The sequence below is a fragment of the [Mycobacterium] fortunisiensis genome (assembly GCF_019050325.1).
Lineage (GTDB): Bacteria > Actinomycetota > Actinomycetes > Mycobacteriales > Mycobacteriaceae > Mycobacterium > Mycobacterium fortunisiensis.
This window is the reverse complement of sequence record NZ_VOMB01000014.1, coordinates 96,652-104,238: the sequence shown is the minus strand read 5'-3', so window position 1 is coordinate 104,238 and position 7,587 is coordinate 96,652. Positions and strand designations below refer to the sequence as shown.

Annotated in this window: 9 protein-coding genes; 4 read left to right on the top strand and 5 right to left on the bottom strand. The window is 65.1% G+C overall.

Annotated elements, in window-relative coordinates; genetic code table 11:
- Positions 1–139 precede the first annotated feature (139 nt).
- Entirely contained in the window at positions 140–547 is a 408-nt protein-coding gene (locus tag FR943_RS10185; protein ID WP_372448101.1) for a DUF6319 family protein, read from the top strand.
- Between the two features lie 127 nt (positions 548–674).
- Here FR943_RS10185 and FR943_RS10180 read toward each other — a convergent pair whose 3' ends face one another.
- Positions 675–932, bottom strand: coding sequence for a DUF3297 family protein (locus FR943_RS10180; RefSeq protein WP_217156548.1), 258 nt, complete (start codon positions 930–932; stop codon positions 675–677).
- A gap of 106 nt (positions 933–1,038) precedes the next feature.
- Positions 1,039–1,713, bottom strand: a complete 675-nt coding sequence (locus tag FR943_RS10175; protein ID WP_275957446.1) for a TetR/AcrR family transcriptional regulator — start codon at positions 1,711–1,713, stop codon at positions 1,039–1,041.
- 138 nt (positions 1,714–1,851) lie between these two features.
- On the opposite strand from FR943_RS10175, the gene FR943_RS26210 reads away from it, so the two are divergent.
- A complete protein-coding gene (locus tag FR943_RS26210; protein WP_217156545.1) occupies positions 1,852–2,325 on the top strand; it encodes an SRPBCC family protein in 474 nt (157 codons plus the stop codon).
- Positions 2,322–3,149 carry an SDR family NAD(P)-dependent oxidoreductase gene (locus tag FR943_RS10165; protein WP_217156543.1) on the top strand — a complete coding sequence of 276 codons (828 nt, stop codon included), beginning with the start codon at positions 2,322–2,324 and terminating at the stop codon, positions 3,147–3,149. The genes FR943_RS26210 and FR943_RS10165 overlap by 4 nt, the downstream gene beginning before the upstream one ends.
- A 169-nt stretch (positions 3,150–3,318) precedes the next feature.
- On the opposite strand, the gene istB is transcribed toward FR943_RS10165, so the two are convergent.
- Both istB and istA read right to left on the bottom strand, forming a co-directional pair.
- Positions 3,319–4,116: an IS21-like element helper ATPase IstB gene (istB, locus tag FR943_RS10160; RefSeq protein WP_217156536.1), complete on the bottom strand. Its 798-nt coding sequence runs from the start codon at positions 4,114–4,116 to the stop codon at positions 3,319–3,321.
- A 1-nt stretch (position 4,117) separates the two neighbouring features.
- A complete protein-coding gene (gene istA / locus FR943_RS10155; protein WP_217156530.1) occupies positions 4,118–5,740 on the bottom strand; it encodes an IS21 family transposase in 1,623 nt (540 codons plus the stop codon).
- A gap of 466 nt (positions 5,741–6,206) precedes the next feature.
- On the opposite strand from istA, the gene FR943_RS10150 reads away from it, so the two are divergent.
- Positions 6,207–7,130: a restriction endonuclease gene (locus tag FR943_RS10150; RefSeq protein WP_217156529.1), complete on the top strand. Its 924-nt coding sequence runs from the start codon at positions 6,207–6,209 to the stop codon at positions 7,128–7,130.
- A gap of 51 nt (positions 7,131–7,181) precedes the next feature.
- On the opposite strand, the gene FR943_RS10145 is transcribed toward FR943_RS10150, so the two are convergent.
- Entirely contained in the window at positions 7,182–7,529 is a 348-nt protein-coding gene (locus FR943_RS10145; RefSeq protein ID WP_217156527.1) for a hypothetical protein, read from the bottom strand.
- Between the last annotated feature and the right edge of the window lie 58 nt (positions 7,530–7,587).

The following is a 7,587-nucleotide window of genomic DNA, read 5'->3' as shown; positions in this document are numbered from 1 at the left end:
GCTGGCCTCAATGATCTACCTCTGCCTCGGCGGACTACACCCACAATTACCCACGAAAAGGTGAGGAGTCGAACGTGTGTTCTAATACTCCTTGCCGCCGGCCCGCGGACTGCGGGCGATGTCCCAGAAGGAGTTCACCGTGACGATGACTGTAGACGCCCAGGTAACCGAAGTGCTGCCCACCGACGACACTGCCACGGACCCGGCGACCACCGCCGAGGTGACCGCCGCCGACGACAAGCCCAGGAAGCCTCCGGCCAAGAAGGCTGCGGGCCGGAAGGCCAAGACCATCGAGCTGACCCTCACCGTCACCGGTACCGCCGATGGCGAATGGCGCGCCGAGCTCAAACAGGGCACCAGCTACCTGGCCCGCGATCTCGCCGTCGCCGCTGCTGCCGTCTCCCGCGCAGCCAAAGAACTGCATGAGGATCTGGCCACCCCGATCGACAAGATCATCGAAGAGGCCCGCGCCCAGCAGGCCGCCAAGGTCGCCGCACTGGAGGCCGAGCTCGAAGCCGCCCGAAAGGTGTTGTCCGACTTGGAGTGAGGCCAAGTGCCCAGCTGGCCGAGCTTCCAATTTTTTGACGATCGACCACGGATGTTGTGCCGGAGGACCGCCACTCGGCCCACCCAGGGCGTTTCAAACGACGGCCGCAGCGCCCCTGAGGCGTCCGTTATTTTGCTTGGCGGAAATAAGGTTCAACTGTGCCGCTGAGCTTGACGACCATCGGATTTCCGCGGCGATCCTTGGCGGTAGGGACTTCAACACGCACCCAACCCTCGGCCACGTTGTATTCGTGAACATTGGATTTCTCGACTCCATTGAATCGAATACCCACGTCGCGGAGGAGCACCTCCTCGTTATAGAAGGGGCTGCGGGGATCGACCGAGAGGTGATTCGGTGGAACGTCTGTGTGCTGGTCCTCGGGCATGATGACTTTCGTTGAATGCTGCGTACGGCTCTTGGATTTGATTCTCCCAGAACCTACGCGACCTGTGGTGGCAGGTTCCGCGTAGGTCCAGGCGAGCGGGCCAGGGCTACGGTGAGATCTCGTCGAGCGAGAAACCGTTGACCACGGCGATCCCGGTCAGCGCGATGCGCAGGCGCGCTTCGAAGCTGGAGTCCGACGCCGGCGAGTGCCCCTTGCCCGCCAGTGCGAGCAGCGCGGTCGAGCCTCCGTCGGAGGCTCTGCTGAGCATCGCGTACACGCGCTGCGGCCAGGTTCTGCCGCCGGCCGCTTCGCGTGCCTCCTGAATGTCGTGGATGGCGGACCCGGTCGCTATGGCGCCCGCCGTCTCGACAGCTGCCATCGCGGCTTCGACGGTGAACCCCTGCCTGACGAGGTTGTCGACCAAGCGCCCAAATGCCGGCATCTGCCGGTCGTCGCCGATGACCCCATTCACGTTCAGCTCGATCAGCATCGGGTTCGCAGCAAGCATTGCGCGGATACCGATGGCCCAGTGGCGCAACTGAATCGACCAATGGCCATCATTACCGACGTCCGTGGCAGCCTCGGTGAGCATCTCCTCGCACGCCAGCCGCAGCAGGTCTTCGCGACCGCTGACATGGTGGTACAGCGCCGCGGCACTGACCCCGAGGCGCTGCGCGACGGACTGCATCGTCACCGCGCCCAATCCGATCTGTGCGACGGCCTCGGCGATGTCGCGCCGGCTTATCCGCGGTGGCCTGCCCCGGGGCCTGGTCGACGTCATGGCCCGAGAATATCTGAATCATTTTCGAAAACTCATCAGAAAAGTCTTTCGGGACGGCAATGCCTGGTTTACGTTAGGGCTCACAGCCGGAGGCGATGCCCTCCGAACAGCTTCGCGCCGAGCAGGAAAGCAGGCACCGTGCCCCTACTTCGCAAAGACGACACGCTCACGGCATGGACCGAGGTACGCGGCACCGCCGAGCAGGTGTACGCCGTCGTCTCCGATATCACCCGCATACCGCAATGGAGCCCCGAGACCATCCGTGCCCGCTGGGTGGGCGATGACCGGTTCGAGGCGTGGAACCGGCGCCGTCTCGGCCGGTGGCGCACCACTGCCCACGTCATCACCGCCAAACCGAACCGCGAATTCTCCTTCGTCGTCCAGGCTTTCGGCGGCGACTGGACGCATTGGCGCTACCTGATCGAACCCGGAGCGACGGAAAGCACCACCCGCTTGAGCGAATCGATGCGGATGTGCGTGGCGTTGCCGATGGCCGCCGCCATCTACGAACATCTCTGCCTGTTCGTGCACGACAGACGTAGCGATCTGCAGGACAACCTCGAGCATTCCGTCGAACGGATCCGCACCCTGGTGGAAGCGGGTGCAGCGTGAAATACGAAGACCGCATCGCCGTGGTCACCGGTGCCGGCTCTGGCATCGGCCGCGCCCTGACCCTCGCACTGACCCGGCGCGGAGCCCAGGTGGCCGCCGCCGACATCGACACCGCCGGCCTCGCACAGACCGAATCAGCCTGCCGCCCAGGAGCTGTCACAACCTACCGGGTCGACGTCGCCGATCGCGCGGCAGTACTCGCCTTTGCCGACCAGGTGAAGCGTGACCTCGGGCCGGCATCGCTGGTCTTCAACAATGCCGGCGTCGATCTCGTGGCCGGTATCGCCGAGATGTCGTGGGACGACTTCGACTGGCTGACCGGTATCAACATCGGCGGGGTCATCAGCGGCACCAAAGCGTTCCTCCCCCAGCTCATCGAATCCGGCCGGCCCGACCGCCCGGCCAGGCTGGTCAACATTTCCAGCGCCTTCGGCCTCATCGCCGTTCCCTATCAGGGTGCCTACGCCACATCGAAATTCGCCGTCCGCGGGTTCACCGAAACACTGCGTCAGGAACTCATCATCGACGACCGCCCGGTGACCGCACACTGCGTGCACCCCGGCGTCATCCGCACCAATTTCAACGCCAACATGCGTACCTCGCTGGACGAGGACGAAGCCGGTCGCTTCCGACGTGTCGCCGATCGGGCGGCACTGACCGGCGCCGAGAAAGCCGCGGATGCCATCCTGCGCGGCGTGGACAAGAATCGGGGCCGCATCCTCGTAGGCCCCGACGGATACGCCGTCGCGGCGATGGCTCGTCTGCTGGGAGCACGCTACTCGGCGATCTTCGCCCGCCTCGGCAAACTGCAAGCCCGAAACTGAACGGCAGCCTCCCGCCGAGAAACCAAAACCCGCCCCGACCAAAGTCAGAGCGGGTTTTTAAACGTGGAGCTAAGGGGATTCGAACCCCTGACCCCCACACTGCCAGTGTGAATTGTCGCTTGCCAGGGTGATGGGGCCACCTGATTGCCAGGGGGACCACCGTGGCGCGTTACTGAGGATGCTCGTCGGTGGGGTCCGGGTCAAGCTGGGGTCGGGTCCGCTGTCGGTAGGACGGTCCTTCGATAACCAGGGTGTGGGCGGCGGAGGTCAGCCGGTCGATGGCCGATTGGGCGAGCAGGGTGTCGGCGGTCATGGTCAGCCATTCAGCGGGCTCCCGGTTCGACGTCATGATGGTGGTCTTGGTGCGGTGGCGCTCGACGACGATTTCGTAGAAGTCGCTGGTTTCAGTGGCATCCAGTGGGCGCAGCGCGAAGTCGTCGATGATCAGGACGTCCACGGCGGCCAGTCGGCGGATCTCGGCGTCGACGGTGTGGTCCAGACGTGCGGCACGCAGTCGGGTGAACAGTTTGTCGGCACGGCCGAACACGACGCTGTGACGGCGGCGAATGGCCATGTGCCCCAACGCTGTTGCCAGATGCGTTTTTCCGACCCCAACGGGGCCGAGGACGATGGCGGACTGGCCGGCGTCGAGGAATCGCAGTGAGGTCAGATCCCCGAGCAGGGTGCGGTCATAGCGCAGGTCCTCATGTGCGGTCCAGGTGTCGAACCGCATGGTGGGGTCGAGTCCGGCTTTGGCTGCCCGTAATGCGGCCGAGCGGGATTCGCGTCGGGAGACCTCGTCGGCGAGCAGGGTTTCCAGGAAGCCGATGTGGCTGAGTTTGTGTTGGCGGGCCAGGGCGGCGCGTTCGGGCAGGGTGTCGGCCAGCGCACCGAGTTTGAGGGTCTTGAGCAGTCGGAGCAGATCAGCGCCGATCGGGTCGGTGGCTCCACGGTGGGTGGTGGTCATGTCAGCGGTCCTTTTCGCAGTCAGTGTTGGCGATGATGGTCAATGGTGTTGGGGTGGAGCCGAATTCGGAGGGGTCGCGGGCGAATCGGGTCGCGGTGTGGCCGACCGCCTTCGGCAATGCCGGGGTGCTGGTTTCGGTGGCACGCTCGAGCATGGAGGCGATCTTGGTCACCGAGACGACATCGAGATCCAGCGATAGTGAACAGGCCTGTTCGACCCGCTGTGCGCCGTAGCGGCGGACCAGGCCCAGCAGCCGGTAGACGGTGCGCATCTTCGTCCAGGGCAATTTGTCGTCGAGGATGCGTTCGGCGTAGATCCCGACATTCGGGCCGTGAGCGGTGCAGGTGGCGATCAACGCCGCCACATCGCGCAGCGCGTAGCCGGTCTTGTGTTCGGGCAGATCAGCAGGGTCGGTGCTGCGCCCACCGGCCGGCTGGCGCGGGTGAACCTTGACCAGAACGCCGCGGCGATAGAACTTCACCAGCTCGGTATCGGCCCGCACGTCCAGGTACTGACCGATCCAGCACTCGGGCAGCGAGTACAGCGCCTTGGCGACCTCGGCGTGGAAATCGCGGTGCACCTTGACCCTCTTGAACACCGGCACGTCATAGACGTCGGGCACCGGCAACAGCGTCGGCTGCTCCTCGGCGGTGAACATCTCGGCCGGACGCGCACACGTGGTGCCGTGCATACGGGTGCCCGCAGTGTCACGACACCACGCCAGCGCGGCGTCCTGCGCCTGCTGCAAGCTGGTGAATGTTTCACCGTCCCAGAAGTTTCGGCGCACATACTGCACGGCGCGTTCCACACGCGGCTTGTCCTTCGGCGAGGCCACCCTCGCGGGGTCGGTCAGGAACCCGGCATGCCCGGCGTAATCCAGCCAGCCCTGGCTGAATTGCGGGTTGACCGCGTCCGCGTCGGCGATCACCGGTTTGAGGTTGTCGGGGATCAGCACCGCGAAGACGCCGCCGAAGAACTCCCAGGCCGCCTCACACCCGGCGATCACGGCAGCCAAGGTCTGTGAATACGACAGCCACACGAACATGTGCCGGGAGTACACCGCGGTGAAGATCAACGCATGCACCTTGCGGCGCCGCCCATCGGAGCCGTCGCTGAGCATCCCCAGATAACCGAAATCGATCTGGCACTCCACCCCGGGATCACCATCAGCAACCCGCACCGTGAGGTTCTTGCGGCCGAAACCGCAACGCTGCCTGGCGAATCGATGCAACGTCCGATACGGCACCACACAGCCCTGCCGGGCCAGCAGGGTGTGGATCTTGGTGACCGTCAACGGTCGCTGCCCATCGCCGCCGGCCACCCACTTCGTGATCTGTTCCTCGAAGCCCAGCAGCTGCTCCCACGCCGCCCCGTGGCCATCGGGGCGCACCGGGCGCACCGCTTCGGCGACCACCCCGATCAACGCGTCATCGACCGCGCCCAGGTCGTCGTCGCGGCGCAGACCGGCGGCCTGGGCGGCCTCGACGTAGCGCCGCACCGTTTTGCGGTCCAGACCGCAATGCCCGGCGATCGTGCGGTAACCCGGGGCCGGTAACCCCGCCACCCCCAGCCACACCCGCAGCACTTCCCTGATCTCATTCACACTGACCTCCCGAAACGCCATGCCGCCGACCTCCGTGACTTGAGCCGTCACGGCGATCGAACGAACAAATGAAAAGGACCACCGACGCGACGCGCCGGTGGTCCCATAACTGGCAATCCAGGTGGTCCCATCACCCTGGCAAAAATCAGGTCACACTGGTCCCATCCTCATGGCAGGCGACATGAATGTTGGTGTGCTGGCCCGTGACGCTCCGTCTATTGCGGTCGTATAGGTGCAGGTCATCGGTGTTGTGCCGTGCACGTGCGTCTAGTGCGTATTTGCCCGTGATCGAGAGTCTTAGGACACCGCTAGGACACGTCGAACAGGCGTTTGGCGGAACCGCGACCGCCCCCTGCGCGCGGCCCAACACGGCGGAAGTGTCGGCCGCTGATGTCCAGCACCGGCAGATCTCTGTGTCAGGCTGTCACGCGGCGACCGAATCGGAGGGACGTGACGCTATGTGTTTGTCAGGCAGGGAGACCGTACGGTGACGATCCCCGACTATCAGACGCTCATGCGGCCGGTGTTGGCCTCACTGGCAGACGGTGAAGTCCGGCGGTCGCGGGATGTCATCGAGTCGATGGCCGACACGTTCAATCTGACCCCCGAGGAACGGGCGGCGAAGGTACCGAGCGGTCAGAAGCGCATCGACAATCGGGCCGGATGGGCACTGTCCTATCTGCGCCAGGCGGGTCTCGTTGAGCGGCCGGGCCGTGGACTGGTCAAGATCTCGGACGAGGGCCGTGCCGCGCTCGACAGGTATCCGCAGCGAATCGACGCGAAAACGCTTGAGGCGTACCCGGCGTTTCTGGAGTTCCGCGACCGCAAGCGCGGCCGGTCCACTGCCGACGATGACGGGGACCAGACGCCTACTACCGGCGCCGACGACGATCAAAGCACGCCGAACGATCTCGCCGAGCGGGCCGAGCGGATCAACCGTGCGGCGGTCGAGCAGGAAGTGCTGGCCGCAGCGCTCGGCCTGACGCCTACCGGTTTCGAGGAGTTGGTCGTGCGACTGCTCGATCGCATGGGCTACGGCCGCAAGGGTTCGGCGCACCGGACCGCCCCCACCGGCGACGGTGGTATCGACGGCATCATCAGCCAGGATCCACTTGGGTTGGACCGCATTTATGTTCAGGCCAAACGCTATACCGACGCCCCGGTCGATCGGCCAGCGATTCACGGCTTCGCCGGAGCACTGCTATCCAAGCAGGGCGACCGCGGAGTGTTCATCACAACATCCCGCTTCACAAAAGGGGCGATCGAAGAGGCGGAGCGGATCAACGCCCGGATCGAGCTGATCGACGGTGCGCGGCTCGCGGAGTTACTGGTGGAGCACGGCGTGGGAGTTCAGCCGGAGCAATCGGTGACTCTGTACCGGCTCGATGAAGACTTCTTCGATTCGATCTGATTTCGGTTCTCGCCATGCCGTCGCAGATGCCCAGCGGCGTGGGGTCCGAACTCAACCACCGGTCAGCATGTTGCCGCCAGCACCGCCGAGCGCGCCGATCGCGACGTTGTACGCCGCACCGCGCAGTGTCAGTGCCATTTGCCGGAAACGGCTGCGGTCCTCCGGCTGGCGTGACTCGTCGTCCGCCGCAGCCTCGATGGCAGCAATCAGCCGATCGAGCTGCGCCTCGGGTGACGGCCACTGTCCGGCAACCCGCAGCGCGGCGCTGGTCGGGTCGCCGACGATGATGACGTCGTTGCCGCTCTCGACGCCCCTCTCGAAGTACGGCTCGGTGTAGAGCGCGCGTAATGCCCGCTGCACCGTTTCCTCGTCAAATCCGGTCCGTCGTTCGATCTCCATCGCACGGGGACCGGTGCCCGTGTCATCGAACAATTCGACGGCGGCACGAAGCACAGGC

Excerpts from the sequence above, each read along its gene's own strand:
- FR943_RS10175 (WP_275957446.1), bottom strand. The coding sequence starts at position 1,713 with ATGACGTCGACCAGGCCCCGGGGCAGGCCACCGCGGATAAGCCGGCGC.
- istB (WP_217156536.1), bottom strand. The coding sequence starts at position 4,116 with ATGACCACCACCCACCGTGGAGCCACCGACCCGATCGGCGCTGATCTG.
- FR943_RS10145 (WP_217156527.1), bottom strand. The coding sequence starts at position 7,529 with ATGGAGATCGAACGACGGACCGGATTTGACGAGGAAACGGTGCAGCGG.
- FR943_RS10180 (WP_217156548.1), bottom strand. The coding sequence starts at position 932 with ATGCCCGAGGACCAGCACACAGACGTTCCACCGAATCACCTCTCGGTC.
- istA (WP_217156530.1), bottom strand. The coding sequence starts at position 5,740 with ATGGCGTTTCGGGAGGTCAGTGTGAATGAGATCAGGGAAGTGCTGCGG.